General features: G+C 63.5%; 19 protein-coding genes. 8 read left to right on the top strand and 11 right to left on the bottom strand.

Translation table 11 applies throughout. The features are described 5' to 3' along the window. The 11 genes from DK870_RS10340 to tagH are packed head-to-tail and all read right to left on the bottom strand — an operon-like array spanning nt 1 to nt 15,958. Nucleotides 1–1,713 (bottom strand): SUMF1/EgtB/PvdO family nonheme iron enzyme, encoded by a 1,713-nt coding sequence (locus DK870_RS10340; protein ID WP_104995026.1) that lies wholly within the window; start codon nt 1,711–1,713, stop codon nt 1–3. Next, complete coding sequence (locus DK870_RS10335; RefSeq protein ID WP_161548599.1) at nt 1,706–2,890, bottom strand: ABC transporter permease; 1,185 nt, start codon at nt 2,888–2,890, stop codon at nt 1,706–1,708. Before DK870_RS10335 ends, DK870_RS10340 begins: the two co-directional genes overlap by 8 nt. Further along, complete coding sequence (locus DK870_RS10330; protein ID WP_060756673.1) at nt 2,890–3,594, bottom strand: ABC transporter ATP-binding protein; 705 nt, start codon at nt 3,592–3,594, stop codon at nt 2,890–2,892. Before DK870_RS10330 ends, DK870_RS10335 begins: the two co-directional genes overlap by 1 nt. Then, nucleotides 3,594–6,560, bottom strand: a complete 2,967-nt coding sequence (locus DK870_RS10325) for a serine/threonine-protein kinase (protein ID WP_161548598.1) — start codon at nt 6,558–6,560, stop codon at nt 3,594–3,596. Before DK870_RS10325 ends, DK870_RS10330 begins: the two co-directional genes overlap by 1 nt. Continuing rightward, on the bottom strand, nt 6,557–7,276 hold the full coding sequence (locus tag DK870_RS10320) for a PP2C family serine/threonine-protein phosphatase (RefSeq protein ID WP_090367946.1): 720 nt from the start codon (nt 7,274–7,276) through the stop codon (nt 6,557–6,559). The genes DK870_RS10325 and DK870_RS10320 overlap by 4 nt, the downstream gene beginning before the upstream one ends. Next, the gene (gene tagF / locus DK870_RS10315) at nt 7,277–7,930 is read right to left on the bottom strand and encodes a type VI secretion system-associated protein TagF (RefSeq protein WP_161548597.1); all 654 of its coding nucleotides are present in this window, start codon (nt 7,928–7,930) and stop codon (nt 7,277–7,279) included. Next, entirely contained in the window at nt 7,927–11,427 is a 3,501-nt protein-coding gene (gene tssM / locus DK870_RS10310; RefSeq protein ID WP_161548596.1) for a type VI secretion system membrane subunit TssM, read from the bottom strand. Before tssM ends, tagF begins: the two co-directional genes overlap by 4 nt. Next, nucleotides 11,424–12,713 (bottom strand): DotU family type VI secretion system protein, encoded by a 1,290-nt coding sequence (locus DK870_RS10305; protein ID WP_060756668.1) that lies wholly within the window; start codon nt 12,711–12,713, stop codon nt 11,424–11,426. Before DK870_RS10305 ends, tssM begins: the two co-directional genes overlap by 4 nt. 6 nt (nt 12,714–12,719) lie before the next feature. After that, the gene (gene tssK, locus DK870_RS10300; RefSeq protein ID WP_161548595.1) at nt 12,720–14,054 is read right to left on the bottom strand and encodes a type VI secretion system baseplate subunit TssK; all 1,335 of its coding nucleotides are present in this window, start codon (nt 14,052–14,054) and stop codon (nt 12,720–12,722) included. Between the two features lie 18 nt (nt 14,055–14,072). Beyond that, nucleotides 14,073–14,582 (bottom strand): type VI secretion system lipoprotein TssJ, encoded by a 510-nt coding sequence (gene tssJ, locus DK870_RS10295; RefSeq protein ID WP_060756666.1) that lies wholly within the window; start codon nt 14,580–14,582, stop codon nt 14,073–14,075. Between the two features lie 53 nt (nt 14,583–14,635). Further along, nucleotides 14,636–15,958 carry a type VI secretion system-associated FHA domain protein TagH gene (gene tagH, locus DK870_RS10290; RefSeq protein WP_161548594.1) on the bottom strand — a complete coding sequence of 441 codons (1,323 nt, stop codon included), beginning with the start codon at nt 15,956–15,958 and terminating at the stop codon, nt 14,636–14,638. 394 nt (nt 15,959–16,352) lie between these two features. Between tagH and tssA the strand changes: the two genes are divergently transcribed. The 8 genes from tssA (at nt 16,353) to tssH (ending at nt 26,203) form a co-directional block, all read left to right on the top strand. Then, nucleotides 16,353–17,372, top strand: a complete 1,020-nt coding sequence (gene tssA / locus DK870_RS10285) for a type VI secretion system protein TssA (protein WP_060756664.1) — start codon at nt 16,353–16,355, stop codon at nt 17,370–17,372. 54 nt (nt 17,373–17,426) lie between these two features. After that, on the top strand, nt 17,427–17,933 hold the full coding sequence (gene tssB, locus DK870_RS10280) for a type VI secretion system contractile sheath small subunit (protein ID WP_003231688.1): 507 nt from the start codon (nt 17,427–17,429) through the stop codon (nt 17,931–17,933). Between the two features lie 2 nt (nt 17,934–17,935). After that, entirely contained in the window at nt 17,936–19,435 is a 1,500-nt protein-coding gene (gene tssC, locus DK870_RS10275) for a type VI secretion system contractile sheath large subunit (RefSeq protein ID WP_060756663.1), read from the top strand. Between the two features lie 172 nt (nt 19,436–19,607). Beyond that, nucleotides 19,608–20,096 (top strand): type VI secretion system tube protein Hcp, encoded by a 489-nt coding sequence (locus DK870_RS10270; protein WP_060756662.1) that lies wholly within the window; start codon nt 19,608–19,610, stop codon nt 20,094–20,096. Between the two features lie 78 nt (nt 20,097–20,174). Then, on the top strand, nt 20,175–20,690 hold the full coding sequence (tssE, locus tag DK870_RS10265; protein ID WP_060756687.1) for a type VI secretion system baseplate subunit TssE: 516 nt from the start codon (nt 20,175–20,177) through the stop codon (nt 20,688–20,690). Further along, a complete protein-coding gene (gene tssF, locus DK870_RS10260; protein ID WP_060756661.1) occupies nt 20,687–22,546 on the top strand; it encodes a type VI secretion system baseplate subunit TssF in 1,860 nt (619 codons plus the stop codon). The genes tssE and tssF overlap by 4 nt, the downstream gene beginning before the upstream one ends. Then, nucleotides 22,510–23,553, top strand: coding sequence for a type VI secretion system baseplate subunit TssG (tssG, locus tag DK870_RS10255; RefSeq protein ID WP_161548593.1), 1,044 nt, complete (start codon nt 22,510–22,512; stop codon nt 23,551–23,553). Before tssF ends, tssG begins: the two co-directional genes overlap by 37 nt. After that, nucleotides 23,546–26,203, top strand: coding sequence for a type VI secretion system ATPase TssH (gene tssH, locus DK870_RS10250; protein WP_161548592.1), 2,658 nt, complete (start codon nt 23,546–23,548; stop codon nt 26,201–26,203). Before tssG ends, tssH begins: the two co-directional genes overlap by 8 nt. Nucleotides 26,204–26,248: the final 45 nt, after the last annotated feature.

Genomic DNA, 26,248 nt, shown 5'->3' with positions numbered 1-26,248 from the left:
TCAAGACCGCTGACCGCTCGCTGCGAGCAGTTCCTTCAAGATCGTTGCCGGGTCGGCCCGCTGTTGCTTGCGGTAGTTGCCGACATGGCGAACGAACAGTGTCGCGCGCGTCACCAAGCTCTTGCCGAGCACAGGTTTGCGATCCAACTCTTCCTTGATCCGTTGAAACTGAGCCTGGATCACCGCATCGGTATAGCGCGTGCCGGTGGCCAGGTTGTCGATATAGATCGCCACCGCGCCGTCGAGGGCGCTGCGGCCATTGTCGATGGCCGTAGCGAACAGCGTCGCACTGGCTTCGTCCTTGTTGGCGACCGCCTGATCGCGGCTCTTCTGCAGGTTGATCAGGCGGATGTTGTAGTTGCTGATGGTCTCGGCCACCAACGCAGCGGACTGAATCAGGTTGCCCGCCGCCTCTTCGCGTTGCTGGGCGATCAGCGAGACGTTGCGCTTGAGCTCTTCGTTGACCAGCCCCAGCTCGGCTTGCAGCTTGGGGTCGACACTGGCGGCAATGATGGTGTCCAGGCGCTTGGTCGGGTCCTGGGCTTCGTCGATGGCATCGGTCAGTGCGGCCAGGCGCCCTTCTTTCTGCCATTGGGCAAACAGCTCCTTGTAGCGTGAACGCGGCGCCGACAGCGCGCCGATCGCCACACGGAAACCGGTGGTCTCATTGCTTTGCTCGGTGCCGTCGGCGGCGAACAGCGGGTACTCACGGCGCATGCCGGTAAACAGCGTGCCCTCGCCTTCGAGGTAATTGCCGCCCTTGACCACAAAGCCGCCGTAGGTGCCCTGGCGTCGCCCGGCGTGCACCAACTGGAAGGACTCCTGGACCATCTCCGCAGCGTTGCCGATCACATCGAACAGGCCGATCGGGTTGGGCAACTTGGTGCCGATGGGCATCAGGCGTGCAGCCTGGCCGGTGCCGCCGGCCACCTGGTTGAACACCGCGTAATCCGCCAGCGGGCCTTCGCCTTCATGGCCTTCGACACGCCGAGGGAACAGCCGCCCCTCCAACTCCTGGCGGCTCACCGCCTGCCCGCCGCGTGCGGCGTATTCCCATTCCACTTCGGTGGGCAGGCGCACAAACCCCAGGCCACCGTCTTCCGCCGAAGAGCCGCGACCGCTGACCGGCAGCAAATCACGGTGGTATTTCATCAACCAGGCGCTGTACACCGCCGAGAAGCGTTCGGCTTCAAAGCGTGACAGCTTCACCTTGGGCAGCCGCGCCGCCATGCCGGTGGGAATGTCGCAGGCCGGCGCCGGCTCGCCGCTGGCCAGGGACTGCGCCTGGGCCATCACCGCAGCGTATTGGCGCGCGGTCACTTCGTACTTGCCGATGAAGTACAGCATGGGCTTGAGCGGGGTCTTGGCGTCGGTCTTCGGCATCAAGGGCGCAATGACGTTGTTCCAATCCTTGGGCAGATCCTTGAGGGTGAACTGGCCGTTGATGAAGTCGCGCCGGTAGCCGGAAATAAACGATTGCTGGTAACCCGCCTCGCCTTCGGCGAAGGGGTAGCCGAGGCTGATTTCGCGATCATCCAGGGTGCCCTGGGCCAGTACGTAGGCGTAACGGAACACCATGTTGCCTTCGCACGGCAGCGGCAGGCTCACGTCGTCCGGCAGCGGTTTGGGATTGTCGAGCTTGTCGCTCGCCTCATCAGCCCAGGCCAGCGAGGCCAGGCTCAGCACCACACAGGCACCCAGTAACTTATACATCTCTGATTCCTTCAGAAGCCTGGATCCGCGCCACACGCCAACCACCACAGGCCGCCGCCACGGCGCTGACGCCGAGGACTGCAACCAGGGCCAGGCCGTAATGACGCGCCAGCAGGTGGCTGGCGTATTCGCCCGGAACCTGCACAAATAGCTTATTCAACCCTGCCTCGGCCAGGCCATACAACCCTGCACTGAGCACGGCGGCAGCACCTGCGCTGTACAACGCCTGCACCACCACAAACCACAACAGCCCAACGGTTGAAAAGCCCAACAGGCGTAACACCGACAATTCCCGGCGCTTGCGCGCCACGGCGGCCAAGGCCCCGGCGAAGATGGCCGCGAATGCGCCCGCCAAGGCCAACCCGGCGATGACCCAGAATACGATCGACAGGTTGCGGCTCAACGACTGCACCTGCGCGATAGTGTTCGCCTGGGTCGATACCAACAGGTTCTGCCCGGCGAAATACACACGTAACACTTCTACATCGCTGAGACGGCGTGCGTACAGGCGAAATGCCGGGTACACCCGCTGCTCACTCGCACCGACCGCGTCACCTTCCCACCCCAGCGCCGGCACCGCACGGCCGTCGCGATAATCTTCGGCTGCTTCCAGCAGGCCCAGGTCGGCAAACAGCCCATCACGGGCAAACGCCTCCAACGGCAGCACTGCCAGCACCTGCACACGCATGCCCCGGGCTTCGACACGCCCGGCCACTTGCCGCGCAAAGCGGGTGTCCAGCCAATCGCCGGGGCGTGCCGCAAGCTTTTCGGCGGCGGTGTGGCTCAGCACGATCTGGTCCATGCCCTTGGGCATCGGCAAACCGGCCAGCAACGGGTCATCCGGCGCGGTCGGCAGCATTTCCAGGGTCAGCGTGCCGACCTGCGCCGTCGCTGCAATCTGCCGTGTACGCGGCACGGCAAACGCCACGTCGCTACGTTGTCCCAGTTGCTCGACAAACGCAGCGCTGAATCGACCACCGCCCAACGGAATAATTTCACGGGTGGCGGGGTCGGTCTCCAAACGTTCGGTCAAACTGCCAACCAGTCCAAATTTCAAGCCAAATAACACCAGCAACGGCGCGATCACCGCCACCAACGCCAACACTGAGCAGGCCGACAGCCAGGCATCATTGCGGTAATCCTGCCAGGCCAGGGACGCCACCAAGCCGATGCGCATCAACAGGCCTCCCCGAGGGTGGCGGTGACGCCGCCATCCGTGTCGCGACGGCAACTGATGCGCCGCACCTGCAAGCCACTGGCACGGGCCAAAGGCTCGTCATGGGTGGCGATCACACAGGCGGCACGGTGTTCGCGAGCCTGTGCCAGCAGCGCCTGCATGACCCGTTCGGCATTCAGTGGGTCCAGCGACGCGGTCGGCTCATCCGCCAACACCAGTTGCGGCCCGTGGGCCAAGGCGCGTGCACAACTGACGCGCTGACGCTGGCCTACCGACAATGCAGCGGGTTTCTTGGCCAACTGGTCACTGATCTCCAACTGCGCGGCCAGCCGTGTCACGCTGCCGTCATCCGGCAAACCGAGCAGTTTGCGCGACAAGGCGATATTGCCGCGCACATCGAGAAACCCCAACAATCCGCCGGTTTGCAGCACGTAGCCCAGATGCCGGCTGCGCAGCTCGGCCAACGTCGATTGCCGATCCGCTCGCCACAGCCCGCCGATGTCCTGCTGATTGAACTCGAACTGCCCCACCTGATCCGGCGCCAGCACTAACGCCAATAGATCCAGCAAGGTGCTCTTGCCACAACCGCTGGGCCCGACGATCGCCAGTTGCTCACCCGCGCGCAGGTGCAGCGCCGGGATCACCAGGCTGTAACGCTGGCTACCCACGCCCCGGCTCTTGTGCATTGCGCTCAGGTTCAGCATTACGGCAACGTCGACAACGGCACGCGGTACAACGCATCGCCCGGCTCGGCATCGCCGAAACGAACCCAGTTGGCCAGGTCATTGTGGAAGGTTTCGTAAAGGCGGATTTTCGAATCCAGCTCGTCGATAAAGTCTTCCTGTTCGGCCACGCTCAACGACAACCACAAGTCCTGGGTCATGTTCAGCGACTTGCTGCGGTACGGCAGGCCTTCCAGGTATTCGCCGAGGAGGCCGCCATCGGCCAGATTGCCGCCCTTGCGCAACGCCTGCGGGTCGCGGCTCATGTAGGCCGAGGCACTGGCGATTTCCTGGAAGAAGTCCTTGGGTGAGCTTTGGGTTTTGCGCGCCGCGTCGACGATCAGTTTCAGCGATTGCTGCAAATCGTTGAGCTGCAACTTGGTCAGCATCACGCACACCTGGAACGCCGGCAGCGCCGGGTTGGTCAGGTCGCGGTCGGCGGTCCAGGCGCTGACCAGTTGCGGTGCCTGGCTGGCGGTTTTGCGCCCGAGGAAATCCATGTGCATGGCATAGCCGACGGCAGCGGATTTGTCCGCCAGGCTCGGCGCGCTGCTCAGCAACGGCACCGGCTGCGGTGTGTTGCTGCGCACTTGGTGGACGAGGTTGGCGAACACCGTGCCGATCTCATCGACACGCTCGCCCAGTTTGCGCACATCGCCGCCCGGCACTGGCGTGTACAGGTCGCCGATCTGCGGGTTGGCGTCAGCCGTGAGGATGCGGTACTGGCTCTCGGCACCGGCGTGGGTTTTCTTGCCGGCATCGGTACGCAGGTGCAACGCGTAGATCTTGATCTGCTTACCCAATGCGGCCTGGCGCACTTCGGCTTCGTTCATCTGGGTGGCGGCGAACGGGTCGTTCTTGCGCAACGCGCCGGCGTCAGTGACCAGCAGGATAATGCGCCCGCCATAGCCGGACCAATCCATGCCATCCACGGCCTGCATCACCCCAGCAAAAGCGTCTTCGTTGAACGAATGGCTGGACACCGTGGACGCTTTGACTTGCCGCGCCATGTCGAGAAAGCGCTGCGGGTCGCGACCCTGATCCAGGGTGATCAAGGTCTTGGCCACGTATTCCAGGCCCGGGGTTTTCTTGATGCTGTTGCGAAAACCCACCAGGCCGAAGCTGACGCTGTCCAGCTCACCGCGTTCGGCGATACGGGTTTGCAACTCATGCACCACGTCACGTACCTGGTCGATGTAGGGCTGCATCGATACGGTGGTGTCGACCACCAGCACCACAGCGGTACGGAACGCATCGGCACTGACCGAGGGTACAGCCGGCTTGGCAACGCTGCTGCCAGGATCGATGGACGCCACGTTGAGCAACTGCACCGGCTGGCCATTTTCGTCGAAGCTCTCTTTGGAGTCGAAGATCGGCAACAGGTAAAACTGGTTCTGCGGCACGGCGCTGGCGGTCGGTTCGAGCGCCAGCACTTGCTGATTGTCTTCGCTGTTTTTCTGCGCCTTGGCCAAGACGTTTTTGGCCGCTGCGGGGTCGGCCAGCAACTTTTCCACTTCGCCGGGTTGGCGCAGGAACATCACCGGTGCCCGGCCCGAGCGCTCGGTAAACTTGAGCACCAGGCTCTGCTTCCAATCGCTGACCTGGGCGGCGGGCAACCAGCCGTCACTGCGGCCATCGGTAGCGGCGCCGACGCGTACCCAAGGGCTGCCATCGACCTCTTTGCGTTGGTACACATACAGTACGGAGAACGCCGGCAGGGCTTTGCCGGGCGCAGCCCCGGCATCGCTGGAAAGCTTGGCGCCAGGCTTGCTGAGCACGCGCTGGAACAAGGTCTTTTTGCCCGCCATCAGCAAGGGGTGCTGACCGCCATCCGCGTCAGCGACCACAGGTTTCAACTCAGGCGGCGGCGTTTTGGGAACGACGGCGGCCGGCGGCGCGGCAGGCTTATCAGTGCCGCTCAACCACCAATAACTGGCGCCGCCGATGGCCAGCGCCACCGCCACGGCCACCGCCGCCAACGCCAATACCGGCCCGCGACGCTGCTCGTTATGCTGGGACGCCGCCGGTGGCACCACCGGTTGGCGCACAGGCTCAGGCGGTGCGCTCGGGATCTCAATGGATTCAGGGGTGATGCCGCCCAGATCAAAGCTCATCGGGACCGGCAACGGCCGCACCAGAGTGGCTTCCAACGAGTCCGCCGGCAGTTGATCGAGCGCCAGCAGCAACGCCGCCGCATCGGGGAACCGATCAGCCGGGTCCTTGGCCAACAACTTGCGCAGCACCCCTTGGTAACGGCCATGGTGCACCGGCAGTTCCGGCAACGGCTCGGTCAGGTGCGCCAGCGCCGTGGAAAGCGCATCGGTGCCGTTGTACGGCAGCTTGCCGACAAGGATTTCATAGAGCACCACACCGAGCGCGTACAGGTCGGCGCGACCATCAATTTCCTGGCCCCGCGCCTGCTCCGGGCTCATGTAGCTGGGCGTGCCCACGGCAAACCCGGCTTGGGTGAACTGGGTACGATCATCCAGGGACTTGGCGATGCCGAAGTCCGACAACACCGCCGTGCCATCGGCGCGGAACAGGATGTTGGCAGGCTTGACGTCACGGTGGACCAGGCCCTGGGCATGCGCATAGCCCAACGCCGAGGCGATCTGGCGGATCAGCGTGACCCCTTGCTCCGGCGTCAGGCCGGCGGCAATGCGCTCCTTGAGCGTGCCATTGGGCAGGTATTCCATGGCCATGTAATACAGCTCACCGACGTTGCCGATGTCATGGATGGTCACGGTGTGCGGATGCGACAGCCGCGCCAGGGTCTTGCCCTCGCGCAGGAAACGCTCGCAGAAGGTCGGGTCGGCCGCCAGTGCCGCCGCCATCACCTTCAACGCCACCTTGCGTTCCAGCGAGCGTTGGGTCGCCAGGTACACGCTGGCCATGGCGCCTTCACCGATCTCGCCTTCGATGTCATAGCCCGGGATCACGATGTTCATGGCGACACCTTCACGACAATGGTGGTGATGTTGTCCGGTGCACCCCGGTTAAGCCCCAGGTGCACCAGGCTGCGCACGATTTCATCCGGCGCGTCATGCCCCAGCACCTCGCGGATCTCATGATCTTCGACGGTCTTGTTCAGACCGTCGCTGCACAGCAGGTAGCTGTCACCGGGGGCGATCAGCAGGTCGACGACGGCCACCTCCAGCTGGGCTTCCACCCCCACCGCGCGGGTGACGATATTGGCGCGTGGGTGCACGCGGGCGTCGGCTTCGCTGAGCAGGCCGCTGTCTTGCAGGTCCTGCACGTAGCTGTGGTCGCGGGAAATACTTTCCAACGCACCGTCGCGCAGACGGTACAGGCGACTGTCACCGGCCCACAGGCACACCCCGCGCAAGCCGCGCGCGGCCAGCACCACCACGGTGCTGCCCATCATGGTCACGCCACGGTTGGCGGTTTCTTCACGCACGATCGCATTGATGCGGATCAGGTCATTGCGCAGCGCCGCCGAGTATTCATCGAGGGAGCGCCCTACCGGCACCTGACGCAGACTGTCGACAATCAGGCTGCTGACATAGTCACCCGCCGCATGCCCGCCCATGCCGTCGGCCACCACCCACAGGCGGTTTTCCGGCAGGTCCAGGCAGGCGTCTTCATTGACCTGGCGCACCATGCCCACATGGCTTTTGCTCGCGGATTTGAACGTCGACCCCATCTACACCACACCTTCTTGTCCGAGCAAAAACTGCGCAAAATCGTCGGCGGCAGGCAAGCCCTGACACCGCAATAAACCAGGGGAAATACGTTGCGAGCCGCGGCCCCACCAGAGGCTGGCACCGGCGCAGGCTTGTTCCGCCAGCGCGGTCATCCGGTCGTGAGGCAGCGTGGCGTTCATCCGTTGCAAACCGGCGAAACGACTGTCGACCACTCGCAGCTCGCTGGCTGGAATGCCCAGCTTGTCGACGCCAGCGTTGAAGCTTTCGAACGTGGCATCGGCGTCCAGGGTACTGAGCAACAGCTCTTCGGCCTGCTCAAACCAGGTATCCGGCCCCCCCACGAGTGACGCAGGATTGGTGTCCTGGTCCAGCAGGATCACCACCGCCAACGGAAAATACCGCCCGACCCGATCGATACTCGGCATCACCACACCCGCCGCCGCATCCGGCCCGCACACGCCCGGCGCCAGCACAAAGCGCCACAACGGGCTGACCAGGTACACGTTGAGCCATTCGCCGCCCAGGCTGTTTTGGCTGGCGAGCAGACCTGCCGCCAACCAGCTGTCCCACGGGCCGATAAAACTCTGGGGCAAGGCGCGGCTGACGAAGTCACCGCGGCTGGCCAACTTGCCGTAGAAACCCAGCGTGGTCATAACCGCTCCGGCAGACTGAAACCGCTGAGCACGCGGCTCTTGAACGGGTTGAAGGCGCTGTTGGCGCGTAACTCGTAGGCAATGCTTGCGCCGTCGACCCGCAGGCGCAGGTTGAAGCGATCCGGCGAGTTACCGGCCGTGAGGTCCGACTGCTCCAGCAGGCGGAACCAGGCCCACGGCCCATCCAGGGTCACACCGGAGCGCCCACTGGCCGACGGCGGCATGATCGAAATACGCACCACGCCAATGCTGCCGGGGTTCGGCCATTGCATCGCAACCGGGCGGCTGGGGCCGTGGTCATAGCTCAATTGCTGGCCATCGAGGTCGAGCAGGAACTGGGTGATGGTCGGGTCCATCGACACCGGCTTGAGTTCGAACCGTACGATGGGCTGGGTGCCCCCGGCGCGGAAGAACGCATCACGAATGGCCGCCGCGCGCTGGAAAGTCTGCAGCACACCCGGCGCGATCCCGAGCTTTTGTGCCGCGCCCGGCTGCCAGCGCCAGGTTGGGGTGGAGGTGTCCACATACGGCTGCAGGTACTTGCGGAAGTAGTTGTCCATGACCCCGCCCACGCCGAAAAACTGGCCAAAGTCATCCAGGGTCGCGTCCCGCGCACTGCCCGGCGACATCGGGTAGCGCCCGACCAGGGACTGGCGATACACGTTGACCACTTCGCTGACCCAGGCCGCGTTCAGTTGGTTGCGCACCCCGCCCATCATGCTGTTGGTGGTGGAGTTGACCACCGACTTGACCATGCCCTGCACCAAGGGTGGCTGGCGCTCGGCATTCAGGCTGACCCGCGTGGCCGCAGCCGCCGCCTGGTTCTTCGCCTCGCCGAGCAAGGCATCGCCACTGGCGCCGACCATGGCGCTGACCTGCACATACAGCGCATTCATGTCCGCGAGCAGGCCGTCGATGGCCGCCGGCTCGCCTTCATTCTTGCTGACGATGCCGTTGAGTTCGGCAAAGTGTGCGGTCACCGGATCGTCCGCCACCTGCGGCTGGCTGGCCGCCTGTTGCTCCTGGCCGAGCAGGCTGCCCAGGCGTTCCTTAAGCTTGTCGACGCCACCTTCCACTGGCACGCCTTTGGCCGCCAGCTGGCGTTCCTCGGCTTGCAGGTCGGTTTCCTTGGCCACCGCCACCAACAGTTTTTTCAGCGGTGAGGTCGGCCCGGAAATCACCCGCAGCACATCGGCCGCCTGGGCCACGCTGGTGATCGGTACGAAGTCGATGTCTGCCAACAGCGCGTCCCATTGGCGCTGGTAGTCCTGGAAATACAGGCGGCGCACGTCACCGGCCAGGCTCACCACGTTCTGTTGATCGGCCTGCTCGCGGCCCAGCACCCATTGCTCTTCGGCGAGCGTGCCGGTCTGGTTCAGGCTGCTCAGCAAAAACGCCTGGCGGTAGCCCTTGGCGGTGAAGAAACCACTGAGTGGCTCACCCAGCGGCTTGCCGCTCTTGCGACTGAAGACCAGTGCGGCATCGCGGCCGGCGGCTTCATTGATGCGAAAGTCCGGGATGCCGTCGGGCAATTTCTGGCGCTTGACCCGGTCGTAGACACGCTGGGCCACCGGCAGCTGTTGCAACTGGCGACGCAGGTCGTCGATCAGCCGCGGATCGAGGCGCGCATTCGGTGGATGGCGGTCAAACAGGGCCTGCAAATGCCCACTCAAGGCCTGGCGCTGATCGGCCGGCAAATCGCGGGGCAGGTTGCGGTCCCAATCCAGGGCGATCCAGGCTTTGATGAAGTCCGGGTCGTAGTGCTCGCTTTCGGCAAGCATCAGGTAAGCCTTGAGCCCTTCGTACAGGAAGTCGGAGTTGCCACCGCCGCGCAGTTGCTCTTCGATACGCGTCACCAGACGCGGCGCAAATACCGCGATCAGCAGTTTGCGGTACACGCTGCCGGATTCGGCTTCGAGCATATCGCCCTGGTACAGGCCCAAGCCTTCGGCCCAGCCAGGCGGATCGCCGGCAAGGTTTTTCGTGGCGTTGAGCAACGGCAGCACGACGAGCACTTCACGCTGGGCCGGGCTCAGGTTCTGCACCGCCTGGCCCAATGGCGCAACCTTCTGGTCGACCTGGGCGATATACGCCTGGTTGGCACGATAACTCACCCACCACAAACTGCTGACCACCACCACCAAGGCCACGGTGGCCGCCAGGACGCCGCGTGCAATCCACTTGCGCCGACGTTCGACCTTCGGGTTCACCCCGACCAGCCCACGCTCGGCAAACGCCACGGCGCTGAACAGTTTTTCGATGAAGTAACTGCGCCCGGTGCCGCTCTGGCGGGCCAGGTGCTGGCGATCCAGGTTCATGCTCTGGGCCATGGCGCCGATCAAACGATCAATCGGGCTGCCTTCCTGAGTACCGCTGGTGAAGTACACGCCGCGCAGCAGCACGCGTTCTTCGAAGGCATTGGGTTTGAACACACCGTCGAGGAAGCTTTGCAGGCAGTCCTTCAAGGCCCCGAACTGCTGCGGGAAGCCGTAGATCAGGTCGCGTCGCGCCGGGTCGCGTTCCTGTTGCAGGCGTTCCACCAGGCGCTCGTTGAGGCGTTGTTCCAGCCCTGCGAATTCGCTTTGCAGATGCGCCAGCGGGCCGTCGCTGTGCTTGCCGTCGTCCAGGGCAAAGGTCATGCCCCATACCTGGGCGCGGTCTTCCTTGCTCAGGTTGTCGAAGAACTCCATGAAGCCGGGCACCAAGTCGAGCTTGGTCAGCATCAGGTAGATGGGGAAACGCACGCCCAGCTGGGTATACAGCTCCTGGATACGCAAGCGAATCGCCGCCGCGTGGGCAGCGCGCTCGGCTTCAGTCCCGAGCAACAGATCCGACAGGCTGATCGCAATGAACGCACCGTCGATCGGGCGGCGTGAGCGTTGCTTTTTCAGCAGGTCGAGGAAACCCAGCCACGCGGCTTTATCGACCGTGGAGTTGCTGTCTTGAGTGGTGTAGCGGCCAGCGGTATCGAGCAGCACGGCCTGGTCGGTAAACCACCAGTCGCAGTTGCGCGTACCGCCGACACCGCGCACGGCCCCGGCGCCCAATTGGGCCGCCAGCGGGAAATGCAGCCCGGAGTTGACCAGCGCGGTGGTCTTGCCCGAACCCGGCGGGCCGATGATCACGTACCACGGCAATTCGTAGAGGTTGCGCCGCTCATCACCACCGAGCTTGGCTTTCTTCAGCAGCGCCAGGGCCTCGTCCATGCGCTGGCGCAGGGTGCTGAGTTCTTCGGCGGTGGCGACACTGTTGGGGTCGACCGGGGTTTGCGCCGCCAGGCTGCGCATCACTTCGGCGGCCTGCCGACGCGCCTGGATGATGCGGAACACGCGGTAGGCGATCCACACCGCAAACACCAGGATGATCAGCGCCCAGCGGCGCCCTTCCGGCATCAACAGGTCGAGCAGCGGCCCGACAAACCAGATGATCAGGCTCAGGGCGATCAGGCCCAGTACCGGGATCACCCAGCGAATCATGAAACTGAAAAACGCCTTCACTCGACGCCCTCCGCCAATACGGTGATTTCAACCCGACGATTACGGGCACGGCCTTCGGCGGTGGCATTGGTAGCCACCGGCTCGGTGTCGCTTCTGCCCTCGGCGCTGAAGCGCTCGGCCTGGCCGGTCTTGGCCGCCAGGATCTCCAGCACCGACTTGGCCCGCGCTTCGGACAACGCCCAGTTGGACGGGAAACGCAGCGTGGCAATCGGGCGGTTGTCGCTGTGCCCGGTGACACGCACCTGGCCTTTGACTTTGCGAATGGCGTCGGCAATGCGCAGCATCAGTGGCTGGTAGTCATCGACGATGCTGGAACTGGCCGAGGCGAACAGTTCATCACCACGAATGGTCACCACGGAACGGTCGACCGCATCCTCCACGGCAACACGACCAGCCTTGATGTCTTCCACCAGGAAGCCGGCCAGGCGTGGGCGTTCGATGATTTTGGGTTGTGCCACCGGACGGTCGATCGACTGCACCGGGATCTCGCCCAAGGCATGGATATTCTTGAACACCGGCTCGGCATCCGACGCCAGTTTCAGGCGCAAGCCGAACAACAGCGCCAGCAGCAGCGCCAGGCCGATGGCCACGGCGATCCACGGCGGCATGAATTGCGCCAGGCGATCACGCGCCACCGTCACACCGCGCCAGTGCGGCGACAGCTCGCGCTCGTGTTCACCACGGGCACTGCGAATCGTCGCCGCCGTGCGCTCACGCAGGGCATCCAACTGGCTGCGCCCGTCGTTCATCACACGGTAACGGCCTTCGAAACCCAGGCACATGCACAGGTACAACAACTCCAGCAGGTACAAGCGTTCCCGTGGGCTTTGCAGGCAGTGGTCGAGCAGTTGGAAGACTTTTTCACCGCCCCAGGCTTCGTTGTGCACCGTGATCAACAGGCTCTGCTTGCCCCAGTCGCTGGTGCTGCCCCACGGCGTGCTCAGCACGGCTTCATCCAGGGCGGTGCATAGCGCGTAACGGGCCAGCAGCACTTCGTTACGCGGGATGCCGGCGGCTTCAGCACGCTCTTCGAACTGGCGCAAATAAGCCAGCAGCTGCGCGCGCAGGCTGGCCGGCGCCGGATGGGCGATGGTGTTGCGCAGGCGTGTGAGCAACGCCAACAACGGGCCGGCGGCGCTTTCCAGCGGGTTCAGGCCCTGGCTTTTGCCGGTGAGCATCGGCGCGGCCGGCATCGACAGCGGGGCCGGCTCTGCACGCGCAGGTTCTGGCGCCCGGCCACCCGGGCGCGGCATGAACTGGGTGCGGTCATCATCATTGGGATGCATCGCGAATTATCCTCGAATCGCCCAGAAGGCCAGGTTCAAGCCCGGGAACTGCCCGGCGATATGGAAGGCAAATCCGCCGGAGTTGTGCAGTTGCTGCCAGTGCTCGCTGCCCCGGTCCAACTCGTAATAGGTACTGCCTGCGTGATACGGAATCTGCCGTGGCGCCACCGGCAACGGCAGCAGGCCGATGCCCGGCAGTTGCAGGTTGACCATGTCACGGATGTGCTCCACCGAGCCGACCTTGCTCTGTTGGCCGAAGCGCGCCCGCAGGGTTTCGCCGGGCACGTCGGCGCGCACCACCAGGATGAAGCTGGCGCTCTCGAGCAGGGTTTTGTCGGCAAGCATGGCCACGTGGATGCCATAGGCTTTTTCGACAATCGGGATCGGCGTGGCCTTGCTGTCGATCAGCATCGACAGCGCTTCACGCAGCGCCTGCATGACCGGGGCGAAACTCAGCGCCAGGTCGTCATGCTGGTATTGCGGGTATTCCTGAGGGCGCCGGCCCGAGGTCGAAAAGGTCGAGAACTCGCCGGCCAGGCTCACCAGTTCACTGAAGAAGCGCTCCGGGTGCAGCGGGCTCAACTGGCTGAAATGCTGGAGCAGCGGCTGGGCGCGGTTGACCAATTGCAGCAGCATGAAGTCGGCAATCTCCGACGCACCACCGGCCCCCGAGGCGACCACGCGGCCAGCCAGGGCTTCGCCGCGCTGGTGCAGCAGGCCGAGCAGCTCACTGCGAAAGGCCGTCAACGGTTTGCTCGCGGCGACGTCGAGCACCGGCGGGATGTAAGTGTCATCCAGCACCAGTGCGCGGTCGGCGCGTTTTTCCTTGATGCGCACAAGGCCCACGGCGGCGTAATCGCTGATGCCATCCTGGGCCGTCAGCAGGCGCAGTGCGCGCGAGCCGACAGCCACGGGCGCACGGTTCTCGAACGGGGCATTGTCATCGCGCACTTCGCGCACCTGGCTGACATACCGCGCAGCTTCCAGGGCTTCGCCCGCTTCCACGGTATCGCGGGCACCGGCGCGCTTGAGCGGCAAGGCCAGGTACACCAGGCCGTCGCGCAGGTTGTCGTCGATATTCAACGGGCTCGGCGCGAGGTCGTCCTGAGGGATATTGAACGGCGTGCCATCCGGCAACAGACCGCGCGCCGAAACGATCGCCAGCTTGCCCTGGGCCAGCAGCCCCTGGTCGATCAGCAACTCGGAAAAGCCCCAGGCACCGGCAGACAACGGGCGGCTGCGGGCGTCGATCAGGTTCTCCAGGTAACGGTCATGCTGCTGGAAGTGCTGCGTTCCGATGAACATGCCTTCCGACCAGACCACGCGATTGTTCCAGGACATGGGGGCTCCGAGGGTTTCTTATTGGGCAGGGCTGGATGGGGTAACCACGACATCGGCACGTACGGCGCGTACATCGAGGCTGATCTGATATTCGGTGTATTGGCGCGGTGGCACGTTGATCACCGTGCGCCATTGCGCACGGTCCAGCTCGCGATAGCCCACCAGCAAGCCGATCTGGCGCGTGGCAGGGTCGAGGTCGCGCTGGATGCTCAGTTGCTGGCCGGGTTGCACCATCACTTCATCCTGGTCCAGCAGGTCCAGGCCGAGGGTCGATTGCGCGCGATCCGCCAGGGCGAAGTAGTCGGAGCGCCCGAAGGTAGCGGCATTTTTCAGCTCGAAGATGCGCACACGCACGGGTGCGGCCTGGCCGTTGGCGCCCGGGTTGAGCCCGGCAATGGCATGAAAGTGCAACTCGACCGCGGCGGTGTCCGCTTCAGTTTCGCCCGCCACTTCGGGCTTGGCCGCGTCCTTGGCACACGCCGTCAGCAGCAGCACAGTAGCGGCTGCGAGTAAAAACCTGGGAATCATCCTGCGTCCTCAATGACGTTCTTAGCTATCCGTTAAATCCGTGTACTGCGTGTTCAGCGCCGCTGTCGTGCGCTGTGTTCTTCGTAGGCTCGGCTGAATTCGCGGCCGAACAGGTCCTGGAAATCTTCCTGGGCCTCGCGGGAAATATTGCTGTAAAGCTCAGTGAACTGCTGCCAGTACTGCGCCTGGCGCGAACCGTTGAACAGGCTCGATAAGCCGCCGGGTTTGCCCATGCGTTCCTCCAACTGCGAGGGTTCAAAGCGGGTGAGCAGGTGCTTGATCGCGGCCTCCACGCCGGCCATCACGGCCAGTTGGTGAGCACGCAGGTCATCGAAACTGTCGCGCACGGCCGCGTCCGGTGCCATAAACGCCTGGTTGCCGTGGCGAAGCAGCAGCAGCAAGGCTTCGTCGGCATTCGGCGCGAATTTCAACGGGTTGTTCTCGGCGGGCCGGATCATGGTCTGCTGCATGCGGAACTCGCCTTTGAGGCTGGCGCGGGCACGCAATACATCGATCAGGCCCTCGACCATCAGTCGGTAGCTGCGGCCGATGTTTTCCATCTGGGCGCAGGCATCGGCCTTGTCCAGACGCAACTGCTCCAGCCCGGCGCCACGCAGGAACGCTTGCAACAAGTCGGGGGATTGCTGGGGCTCGGCCACGGGGCGTACCGACTCGACCACGGGCGGCGGCTGAATCACCGGGGCGACCGGCGGTGGCGGTGCAACCGGAACGACCGGTGCCGGGGTATCGGCAAACAGGTCCCAGTCATCGGGAATCAGCGAGCCTGCGACCACGGGTTTTTCGACCGCCACCGGCGTCGGCGGGCGGAAGTCGTGCTGCTCGGGCGGCACATGATCCGCCACGGTCGGCGGCGGCACAGCAGTGGGGCTGAGGAAGTCGAACAGGTCCGGCAAGGTGTCCATTGCCGAGGCGCCCTGGAACTGCGGCGCGATCACCGGGGTCGGCGTTGGTGGCTTTGCCACGGCGCCCATCAACGCCTCGAAGCTGTTCGGCGAATTACCGGCAAACGGCTGGCTATCAACGGCTTGCACGTTGAAATCGATACGCGCCTGGATCTCGTAGTCGCCGATGCGGATCAGTTCACCATCTTGCAGCGGCTCGCTATTGCCACGGCGCATGCGGATACCGGCGCGAACCAACTCCACCCCGTTTGTACTGTTATCGGTTAAATAATAACGGCCATCTTTGTATTGAATAACGCAATGCTGTGAAGAGACGAGACGCTCCGGATCAGGCAAGACCCAGTCATTATCCGAACTGCGGCCAATAGCCATCACGCCCTGGTCCATGGACTTTTCCGAGCACTGCCCAGGGGTAATCTTGTGATAACTAGTGATAGTCAAACACAGCGACATCTTGCCTCCTTGCTGATTACATCGCGCGCGGTCGATTCCCGGGGCTACGCTTCCCGGGACATGCCCGCCAGGTCACACAAAATGACCCTGAATCTACCTAAACCCGCAAGATCGCTGATCTTAGCTGGCTTGCATGACAAAAATCCTGCTTGGCGGGCGCCGTTCGACCCACCAGTCGCGCAGGTTGTTAAACACCGCACATCTGTCACAGAGGACGAATAGCTTACCTTGACAAGGCATAAGTACTACACCAAAAATGCACAACTTCTTGAACATCACTGATGTCACAGTAGTGGCACTCTGACTATATGACCAAGAAAACATGCAAAGTTCCTCAGACAACTAATGCATGCATTGCCCGCCGTCTATCGGGCTGATAAGGAGATCAAACTCAGTGGATGTGCCGTTGCTGCTCGCCGCCGTTTCCCCGACTTCGCCCTGTGGCGAAGACATGGAATATGACGCGCAATTTCTCCAGCTGGAGCGTGATGCCAAGGGCCAACCCGAGCGCAGCATGGGCGACTCGATCCTGCCCGCCGAACCGCCGGAATGGCGCAGCATCCAGCAGCAAAGCCTCGATTTGCTGCAACGCAGTAAAGACCTGCGCATCACCCATTTTCTGCTGCAAAGCACCCTTGCCCTGCAAGGCGTGGCCGGGTTGGCTGAAGTTCTTTCGTTGATCAACGCCTTGCTGCGCGACTATTGGGTCGACCTGCACCCGCGCCTGGATGCCGACGACGATAACGACCCCACCGTGCGCGTCAACGCCCTGTCCGGCCTGACCGGTGACACGACCATCCGCCTGCTGCGCGAAAGCATCCTCACGCGCTCGCGCACCTTCGGCCCGGTCAGCCTGCGGGCGGCGCTCAATGCCAGCGGCTTGCAGATTTTTGCCGACGAGCAGCTCGGTGCCCAGCAACTCCACGCCGCGTTCCTCGACAGTGACCCCGAGCACCTGCAAGCCACCCGTGACGCCTTGAGCGCAGCGCGTGCGGCGTGTGAGGCCATCGAGGAGCAGGTCAATGACCAGGTCGGTTCCGCCCGGGGCGTGGACTTGAGCGCCTTGAAGCAACCGCTCAAGCAGGCGCTGCAGATACTCAATCAAGCGGTGCCAGGCACCGACAACAGTGGCGAACCCGAGGCCGTCAGTGACGACAATGCCCCCTCGGTCGACTTCGCCGCTGCGCCTGTGGCAGTGCGCCCGGCCGGCGATATCGCCAGCCGCGACGACGTGCTGCGCAGCCTCGACAAGATCCTTGCGTACTACACCCGGCATGAGCCTTCGAGCCCGCTGCCGGTGCTGTTGAATCGGGCCAAGAACCTGGTGCACGCCGACTTCGCGGCCATCGTGCGCAATCTGATTCCCGACGGCATGTCCCAATTTGAAAACCTGCGCGGCCCGGACAGCGAGTAAGCCACCGGGCTATGCAGTAACAACACCGTCGCTCAAGCGACCAGGAGCAGCAACGTGGCGAAGCAAAGTTCTCAGAAATTCATTGCGCGCAACCGTGCGCCTCGAGTGCAGATCGAGTACGACGTCGAGCTCTACGGCGCCGAGAAGAAGGTCCAACTGCCCTTCGTAATGGGTGTGATGGCCGACCTCGCCGGCAAACCTGCCGAGCCGCTCGCCGCCGTGGCCGACCGCAAATTCCTTGAAGTGGACGTCGACAACTTCGACTCGCGCCTCAAGGCCATGCAACCGCGCGTGGCCTTCCACGTCCCCAACGAACTGACCGGCGAAGGCAACCTGAGCCTGGACATCACCTTCGAGAGCATGGACGACTTCAGCCCGGCCGCCGTGGCGCGCAAGGTCGATTCGCTGAACCAGCTGCTCGAAGCCCGCACCCAGCTGGCCAACCTGCTGACCTACATGGACGGCAAGACCGGCGCTGAAGAAATCATCATGAAGGCAATCAAGGACCCGGCACTGCTTCAGGCACTTGCCAGCGCGCCTAAGCCTGCAGGGGACCAGTAATCATGACCGACAATACCGCCCGCGAAGGCAGCCAGATCCTCGGCACCCAGACCGAAGAAGCCAGCGAGTTCGCCAACCTGCTGCTGCAGGAATTCAAGCCAAAGACCGAGCGTGCCCGCGAAGCCGTGGAAACCGCAGTGCGCACCCTGGCCGAACAGGCCCTGGCGCAAACCGACCTGGTGTCCAATGACGCGATCAAGTCGATCGAATCGATCATCGCGGCCATCGACGCCAAGCTCACCGCCCAGGTCAACCAGATCATTCACCACCAGGATTTCCAGCAGTTGGAAAGCGCCTGGCGTGGCCTGCATTACCTCGTCAACAACACCGAGAGCGATGAGCAGCTCAAGATCCGCGTGCTCAACATCTCCAAGCCCGAACTGCACAAGACCCTGAAGAAATTCAAGGGCACCGCATGGGACCAGAGCCCGATCTTCAAGAAGATGTACGAAGAAGAATACGGCCAGTTCGGCGGTGAGCCGTACGGCTGCCTGGTGGGCGACTACTACTTCGATCAGTCGCCACCCGACGTGGAGCTGCTGGGCGAGCTGTCGAAAGTCTGCGCCGCCATGCACTCCCCGTTCATCGCTGCCGCTTCGCCGACCGTGATGGGCATGGGCTCGTGGCAGGAACTGTCGAACCCGCGCGACCTGACCAAGATCTTCACCACCCCGGAATACGCCGGCTGGCGCTCGCTGCGTGAATCGGAAGACTCGCGCTACATCGGCCTGACCATGCCGCGCTTCCTGGCTCGCCTGCCGTATGGCGCCAAGACCGACCCGGTGGAAGCCTTCGCCTTCGAAGAAAACACCGACGGCGCCGACAGCTCCAAGTACACCTGGGCCAACGCCGCCTACGCGATGGCCGTGAACATCAACCGCTCGTTCAAGCACTACGGCTGGTGCTCGCGCATCCGTGGCGTGGAGTCCGGTGGTGAAGTGGAAAACCTGCCGGCCCACACGTTCCCTACCGATGACGGTGGTGTGGACATGAAGTGCCCGACCGAAATCGCCATCAGCGACCGCCGTGAAGCGGAACTGGCGAAGAACGGTTTCATGCCGCTGCTGCACAAGAAAAACACCGACTTCGCCGCCTTCATCGGTGCCCAGTCGTTGCAGAAACCGGCCGAATACGATGACCCGGACGCCACCGCCAACGCCAACCTGGCTGCGCGCTTGCCGTACCTGTTCGCCACCTGCCGTTTCGCTCACTACTTGAAGTGCATCGTGCGCGACAAGATCGGTTCCTTCAAAGAGAAGGACGAGATGCAGCGCTGGTTGCAGGACTGGATCCTCAACTACGTCGACGGCGACCCGGCCCACTCCACCGAAACCACCAAGGCCCAGCACCCATTGGCTGCCGCTGAAGTGATCGTGGAAGAAGTGGAAGGCAACCCGGGTTACTACAACTCCAAGTTCTACCTGCGCCCGCACTACCAGCTCGAAGGGCTGACCGTGTCGTTGCGCCTGGTATCGAAGCTGCCTTCGGCAAAAGGCGCTTAACACACAGATGAGCTAGCTCTTCTGTGGGAGGGGCTTGCTCCCGATGCAGGCAACTCGGTCTCTCAGTCGGACCGAGGTGATGCCATCGGGAGCAAGCCCCCTCCCACACAAAAGCATTGCCCCTTCTGGGGCATAACCAAATTCAGTGGCAGGGGCCACACAGGGAGAAAACATGGCTGTTGATATTTTCATCAAGATCGGCGACATCAAGGGCGAGTCCATGGACAAGGCCCACAAGGACGAAATCGACGTACTGAACTGGAGCTGGGGCATGTCCCAGTCCGGCAACATGCACGTCGGCGGTGGCGGTGGCGCCGGCAAGGTGAATATCCAAGACCTGTCGCTGACCAAGTACGTCGACAAGGCGTCGCCTAACCTGATGATGCACTGCGCCAGCGGCAAGCACATCGACAAGGTCAAGCTGACCGTGCGCAAGGCCGGTGGTGAAAGCCAGGTCGAGTACATGGTGATCAACCTGGAAGAAGTGCTGGTAACGTCCCTGAGCACCGGCGGTTCGGGCACTGATGACCGCCTGACCGAGAACGTCACCCTGAACTTTGCCCAAGTGATGGTCGACTACCAGCCGCAGAAAGCCGACGGCACCAAAGACGGCGGCGCGATCAAGTTTGGCTGGAACATCCGTTCCAACACCAAGCGCTGATAGCTCTGGTGGCCGTGGCCCAGCGCCACGGCCCCAGAAACTTTGTCCTCCTCACACCCCGTCCGTGGAGCTGCTTTGGTGGTAACTGAAATCGCTTCCCGCGACCGTCTGCAACCGTCCCTGCTGGACCGGTTGACCGACGACGACCCGACCAACCCCAAGGAAAGCGCCGACAAACGCGTGCTGTCCCTGACCCAATTGAAAGCCTCGGTGCTGCGCGACCTGGCGTGGCTGCTCAACACCACGTCGTTGCTCGATGCCGATGCCACGTTGCACACCCCGGCCGGTACTTCGGTGGTCAATTACGGCCTGCCGGCATTGGCGGGAAACAGTGCCTCCAGTGTCGATATCAAAGCGCTGGAAGCCCTGATCTACCAGGCCATTGCCACCTTTGAGCCGCGCATCCTGCGCCACACCCTGCGCGTCAAAGCCCGCCTCAGCCAGGGCGAGATGAACCACAACGCGTTGAGCTTCGAGATCGAAGGCGACCTGTGGGCACAGCCGGTGCCTCTGCGCCTGTTATTGCAAACCGACCTCGATCTGGAATCCGGCCATGTGCGTGTCGTCAACGCCGACCAGCGGAGACGAGCATGAACCCGCGCCTGCTGGAGCTGTATAACCAGGAACTGCATCACGTGCGCGAAAGCGCCGCCGAGTTCGCCAAGGAATACCCGAAGATCGCCAGTCGGCTGACCCTGTCCGGTATGGACTGCGCCGACCCGTACGTCGAACGCTTGCTTGAAGGTTTTGCCTACCTGACGGCCCGCGTGCAGCTCAAGCTCGACGCCGAGTACCCGACCTTCACCCACAACCTGCTGGAAATCGCGTACCCGCACTACCTCGCGCCAACCCCGTCGATGACCGTGGTGCAGCTGCAGACCGACCCCGACGAAGGCTCCCTGGCCAGCGGTTTTTCGCTGCCCCGCGACACGGTGTTGCGTGCGGCATTGGGCCGTGAAACCCAGACCTGCTGCGAGTACCGCACCGCGCACCCGGTGACGCTGTGGCCGTTGCAGGTAGCCAACGCGGAATACTTCGGCAACCCCGCCGCCGTGCTTGGCCGCCTGGCCGCCAGCGAGCCGAAGGCCAAGGCGGGTTTGCGCCTGACCCTGCGCACCGGCGCCGAGTTGCCATTCAACAGCCTCGACCTGGACAGCCTGCCGCTGTACCTCAGCGGTGCCGACGAGCAACCGTTCCGCCTTTACGAGCAACTGCTCGGCAACGCCTGCGCGGTGTTTGCGCGCAAGCCTGGCGGTGATTGGGTCGAGCGCCTGCCCCAGGACGCGCTGCGCTCACGCGGCTTCGACGACGCCGACGCCGCCATGCCGGTGGTGGCGCGCGCCTTCCAGGGCTATCGCCTGTTGCAGGAATACTTCGCGCTGCCCCATCGCTTCCTGTTTGTCGAATTTGCCGAACTGCGCCGTGCGATCAAGCGCTGCGACGGCCAGGAACTGGAGCTGATCGTGCTGTTCGACCGGCATGAACCGAGCCTGGAAGGCAGCGTCGGCGCGGCGCAGTTCCTGCCGTTCTGCACGCCGGCGATCAACCTGTTTCCCAAACGCCTCGATCGTATCCACCTGTCCGACCGGGTCAACGAGCACCATGTGATCGCCGACCGCACCCGGCCGATGGATTTCGAGATTCATTCGCTCAGCGGTATCACCGGCCACGGCACTGGGCCGGAGCAGCCATTCCTGCCGTTTTATGCGGTGCGCGACCCCTCGCGCTATGGCCGCGACCTGGCCTATTACATGGTGCGCCGCGAGCCGCGTGTGTTGTCCAGCGACCAGCGTCGCAACGGCCCGCGCTCCACATATGTGGGCAGCGAAACCTTTGTCAGCCTGGTCGACAGCCGGCAAGCGCCCTACCGCCACGACCTGCGCCAACTCGGCGTGACCGCGCTGTGCACCAACCGCGATTTGCCGTTGTTCATGAGCGTGGGCAACGGCAAGACCGATTTCACCCTGGCCGACAGTGCGCCGGTGTTGGCCGTGCGTTGCGTGGCCGGCCCGAGCCGCCCGCGGGCAAGCCATGCGCATGATGCCAAGGCCTGGCGCCTGATCAGCCAGTTGTCGCTCAACTATCTGTCGCTCAGCGAGCAGGGCCAGGGCGCGGGCGCCTTGCGTGAACTGCTGCGCCTGTATGGCGACAGCAACGACGCCGCCCTGCAATTGCAGATCGAGGGCCTGCGTGAAGTCAGCAGCAAAGCCGTGACCCGGCGCCTGCCGATGCCTGGCCCGATCGTGTTTGGCCGTGGCCTGGAGATCACCCTGGAATTCGATGAAAACGCGTTTCGCGGCACCGGGGTGTTCCTGCTCGGTGCGGTGCTGGAGCGCTTCCTGGCACGCTACGTGTCGATCAACAGTTTTACCGAGACGGTGATCCGTACCACCGAACGCGGCGAGATCATGCGATGGAAAGCCAAGCCCGGGCGGCGTCCGACCCTGTGAATACACTGGATGCGATGCATCAGGAACCCTGGGAATACGATTTCTTCCAGGCGCTGCGGCGTATCGAGTGCGAATCGCCCGACCTGCCGCGCCTGGGCCATTCCCTGCGCCTGGCGGATGACCCACTGCGCCTGGGGCAACAGGCCGATTGCACGTTCGCCCCGGCCACCCTGGCCTCGGTCGACCCCGGTGGTGACGGCAAGCCGGCGCGCCTGGAGCAATTCTTCTTCGGCCTCGGCGGCCCCAATGGCCCGCTGCCGCTGCATATCACCGAGTACGTCCGTGAGCGCCAGCGCAACAACGCCGACAGCACCAGCAAGCAGTTCCTGGACGTGTTCCACCATCGCTTGCTCAGCCTGTTCTACCGGGCCTGGGCCGAGGCGCGGCCCACCGTCAGCCATGACCGCCCGGATGATGACTACTGGTCCGCCCGCCTCGCCGCCCTGAGTGGCCGTGGCATGCCAAGCCTGCTCAACCAGGGGCTGATTGCCGACGCCGCGAAGCTGCATTACAGCGGCCACTTATCGGCGCAGACCCGCTACCCGGATGGTTTAAAGGCGATCCTCAGCGAGTACTTCGGCCTCCCGGTGGAGATCGAAGAGTACGTCGGCCAATGGCTGGAACTGCCTGAACGCAGCCGCGTGGGTGTCAGCGCCAACCAGTTGGGCGTGGACTTTTGCCTGGGCAGCCATGTCTGGGACCGCCAGCACAAATTCCGTATCCGCCTGGGGCCGCTCAAGCTCGATGACTACATGGGCATGCTGCCCGGCCACCCGTCATTCAATGAGCTGGTCGCGTGGGTGGCCGAGTACCTGGGTCATGAACTGGACTGGGACTTGAACCTGGTTCTGCAACAACCTGAAGTACCGGCGCTGCAACTCAATGGCCAGTTCCGCCTGGGCTTCAACACCTGGCTCGGCCAACCCGCGCACGACGCCAACGACCTAATCCTGGCCCGGCATTACGCCGATCAGGCCACCACCTCAAGGAATCCAGAGCATGGGTGAAATCAGTCGCGCCGCATTGTTCGGCAAACTCAACAGCGTGGCCTACAAGGCCATCGAAGCCGCCACCGTATTCTGCAAGCTGCGGGGCAACCCGTATGTGGAACTGGCCCACTGGTTTCACCAACTGCTGCAACTGCAGGACTCGGACCTGCACCGCATCATTCGCCAGTTCAACGTGGAGCCGGCGCGCCTGGCCCGCGACCTGACTGAAGCGCTGGACCGCTTGCCCCGTGGCTCGACCTCGATCACCGACCTGTCCTCCCATGTGGAAGAGGCCGTGGAACGCGGTTGGGTCTACGGCAGCCTGATGTTCGGCGAAAGCCAGGTGCGCACCGGTTACCTGGTGTTGGGCATCCTCAAGACGCCGAGCCTGCGCCATGCGCTGCTGGGTCTGTCTTCCGAGTTCGACAAAATCAAGGCCGAGGCCCTGAGCGAGCGCTTTGATGAATACGTCGGTGACTCGCCGGAGAATGCCCTGAGCGCCAGTGACGGTTTCAACGCCGGCGCCGTGCCGGGCGAAGCCAGCGGCGCCATGGCGCCAAGTGCCATGGGCAAGCAGGAAGCCCTCAAGCGCTTTACCGTCGACCTGACCGAGCAGGCCCGTAGCGGCAAGCTCGACCCCATCGTCGGCCGCGATGAAGAGATCCGCCAACTGGTCGACATCCTGATGCGCCGTCGCCAGAACAACCCGATTCTCACCGGTGAAGCCGGTGTGGGCAAAACCGCCGTGGTCGAAGGTTTCGCCCTGCGCATCGTCGCCGGTGACGTGCCGCCTGCGCTCAAGGATGTGGAATTGCGCAGCCTCGATGTGGGCCTGCTGCAAGCCGGCGCCAGCATGAAAGGCGAGTTCGAGCAGCGCCTGCGCCAAGTGATCGAAGACGTCCAGGCGTCGCCCAAGCCGATCATCCTGTTTATCGACGAAGCTCACACCCTGGTCGGTGCTGGTGGCGCCGCCGGCACGGGCGACGCCGCCAACCTGCTCAAACCGGCATTGGCCCGTGGCACCTTGCGCACCGTGGCCGCGACCACGTGGGCCGAGTACAAGAAGCACATTGAAAAAGACCCGGCCCTGACCCGCCGTTTTCAGGTGGTGCAAGTGGCCGAGCCGTCGGAAGACAAGGCGCTGCTGATGATGCGCGGCGTGGCCTCGACCATGGAACAGCACCACCAGGTGCAGATCCTCGATGAAGCCCTGGAAGCCTCGGTGAAGCTGTCCCACCGCTATATCCCGGCGCGCCAGTTGCCGGATAAATCCGTAAGCCTGCTGGACACCGCCTGCGCCCGCGTGGCCATCAGCCTGCACGCGGTACCGGCCGAAGTGGACGACAGCCGCCGTCGTATCGAAGCCCTGGAAACCGAGCTGCAAATCATCGCCCGCGAGCATGCCATCGGCATTGCGATTGGGGCCCGTCAAAGCAACACCGAAGCGCTATTGAGTGCCGAGCGTGAACGTCTTGCAACGCTGGAGAGCCGCTGGGCCGAAGAGAAAGCACTGGTCGATGAGTTGCTTGCCACCCGTGCCACCCTGCGTGAAAAGGTTGGCGCGGTGGACAGCGGCAACGATGAATTGCGCACGCAGCTGGTCGATCTGCAACAGCGCCTCAGCGCCCTGCAAGGCGAAACCCCGCTGATCCTGCCGACCGTGGATTACCAGGCCGTGGCCTCGGTGGTCGCCGACTGGACCGGTATCCCGGTGGGCCGTATGGCCCGCAACGAGCTGGAGACCGTGCTCAACCTCGACCAGCACCTGAAGAAGCGCATCATCGGCCAGGATCACGCCCTGCAGATGATCGCCAAACGCATCCAGACCTCCCGCGCCGGCCTCGACAACCCGAGCAAGCCGATTGGCGTGTTCATGCTGGCCGGCACCTCGGGCGTGGGCAAGACCGAAACCGCCCTGGCCCTGGCCGAAGCCATGTACGGCGGCGAGCAGAACGTCATCACCATCAACATGAGCGAGTTCCAGGAAGCCCACACCGTGTCCACCCTCAAGGGCGCACCACCGGGTTACATCGGTTACGGCGAAGGCGGCGTGCTGACCGAAGCAGTGCGACGCAAACCCTACAGCGTGGTGCTGCTGGACGAGGTGGAAAAAGCCCACCCGGACGTGCACGAGATCTTCTTCCAGGTGTTCGACAAGGGCGTGATGGAAGACGGTGAAGGCCGGGTGATCGACTTCAAGAACACCCTGATCCTGTTGACCACCAACGCCGGCACCGAGCTGATCTCCCACGTTTGCAAAGACCCGGCGAACGTGCCGGAGCCGGAAGAGATCGCCAAGGCCCTGCGCCAACCGCTGCTGGAAATCTTCCCGCCGGCGTTGCTGGGTCGCCTGGTGACCATTCCGTACTACCCGCTCAGCGACGAGATGCTCAAGGCGATCACCCGCCTGCAGCTCAACCGCATCAAAAAACGCGTGGAGAGTACGCACAAGGTGGCCTTCGACTACGACGACGCGGTGATCGACCTGATCGTCTCGCGCTGCACCGAAACCGAAAGCGGTGGCCGTATGATCGACACCATCCTCACCAACAGCTTGCTGCCGGACATGAGCCGTGAGTTCCTCACGCGCATGCTCGAAGGCAAGGCGTTGGCGGGTGTGCGCATCAGCAGCCGGGATAACGAATTGCACTACGAGTTCAACGATTGACCTGAAGGAACACAATCAAACGGTGGGAGGGGGCTTGCTCCCGAT

The organism is Pseudomonas sp. Q1, assembly GCF_009935975.1.
GTDB classification, from domain to species: domain Bacteria; phylum Pseudomonadota; class Gammaproteobacteria; order Pseudomonadales; family Pseudomonadaceae; genus Aquipseudomonas; species Aquipseudomonas palleroniana.
This window is presented reverse-complemented; position numbering and strand designations above follow the sequence as displayed.

Coding starts and splice junctions, on each gene's coding strand:
- DK870_RS10340 (WP_104995026.1), bottom strand. CDS start 1,713: ATGTATAAGTTACTGGGTGCCTGTGTGGTGCTGAGCCTGGCCTCGCTG.
- DK870_RS10335 (WP_161548599.1), bottom strand. CDS start 2,890: ATGCGCATCGGCTTGGTGGCGTCCCTGGCCTGGCAGGATTACCGCAAT.
- DK870_RS10330 (WP_060756673.1), bottom strand. CDS start 3,594: ATGCTGAACCTGAGCGCAATGCACAAGAGCCGGGGCGTGGGTAGCCAG.
- DK870_RS10325 (WP_161548598.1), bottom strand. CDS start 6,560: ATGAACATCGTGATCCCGGGCTATGACATCGAAGGCGAGATCGGTGAA.
- DK870_RS10320 (WP_090367946.1), bottom strand. CDS start 7,276: ATGGGGTCGACGTTCAAATCCGCGAGCAAAAGCCATGTGGGCATGGTG.
- tagF (WP_161548597.1), bottom strand. CDS start 7,930: ATGACCACGCTGGGTTTCTACGGCAAGTTGGCCAGCCGCGGTGACTTC.
- DK870_RS10305 (WP_060756668.1), bottom strand. CDS start 12,713: ATGCATCCCAATGATGATGACCGCACCCAGTTCATGCCGCGCCCGGGT.
- tssK (WP_161548595.1), bottom strand. CDS start 14,054: ATGTCCTGGAACAATCGCGTGGTCTGGTCGGAAGGCATGTTCATCGGA.
- tssJ (WP_060756666.1), bottom strand. CDS start 14,582: ATGATTCCCAGGTTTTTACTCGCAGCCGCTACTGTGCTGCTGCTGACG.
- tagH (WP_161548594.1), bottom strand. CDS start 15,958: ATGTCGCTGTGTTTGACTATCACTAGTTATCACAAGATTACCCCTGGG.
- tssC (WP_060756663.1), top strand. CDS start 17,936: ATGACCGACAATACCGCCCGCGAAGGCAGCCAGATCCTCGGCACCCAG.
- DK870_RS10270 (WP_060756662.1), top strand. CDS start 19,608: ATGGCTGTTGATATTTTCATCAAGATCGGCGACATCAAGGGCGAGTCC.
- tssF (WP_060756661.1), top strand. CDS start 20,687: ATGAACCCGCGCCTGCTGGAGCTGTATAACCAGGAACTGCATCACGTG.
- tssG (WP_161548593.1), top strand. CDS start 22,510: ATGGAAAGCCAAGCCCGGGCGGCGTCCGACCCTGTGAATACACTGGAT.
- tssH (WP_161548592.1), top strand. CDS start 23,546: ATGGGTGAAATCAGTCGCGCCGCATTGTTCGGCAAACTCAACAGCGTG.